The organism is Cupriavidus consociatus, assembly GCF_017814975.1.
Taxonomy (GTDB): Bacteria; Pseudomonadota; Gammaproteobacteria; order Burkholderiales; family Burkholderiaceae; genus Cupriavidus; species Cupriavidus consociatus.
In genome coordinates this window covers 1-279 of the sequence record NZ_JAGIQA010000204.1, presented here as the reverse complement: position 1 = coordinate 279, position 279 = coordinate 1, and the positions used below count along the sequence as shown (strand labels likewise).

1 protein-coding gene is annotated in these 279 nt (G+C 60.6%); it reads left to right on the top strand.

Annotated elements, in window-relative coordinates:
- Positions 1–27 precede the first annotated feature (27 nt).
- Positions 28–279 (top strand): DUF2160 domain-containing protein (locus tag J8I82_RS38095; protein WP_209765815.1); only part of this gene is annotated, 252 nt, incomplete at its 3' end.

Genomic DNA, 279 nt, shown 5'->3' with positions numbered 1-279 from the left:
CAAGGGCTTCGCCCTGGGGAGGGTTTGATGAGCTTTTCGCTTCCCGATTTTTCATGGATGGCATGGACCTGGCCGACGGCCGCTTTCTTCATCGTCATCGTATTGCTGCTGATCGGTATGGGGGTCTGGGAGTATGCCGCGCCGGGCGGTAACCCGCGGATTGGAATCCTGCGCTTCGAGACGACGCGCGGTGACCGGCTTTTCCTTTCGCTGCTCGGCAGCGCCTTTATCCATCTTGCCTGGCTTGGTCTCGCGGGATCAAGCCTCTGGTGGGCTCTC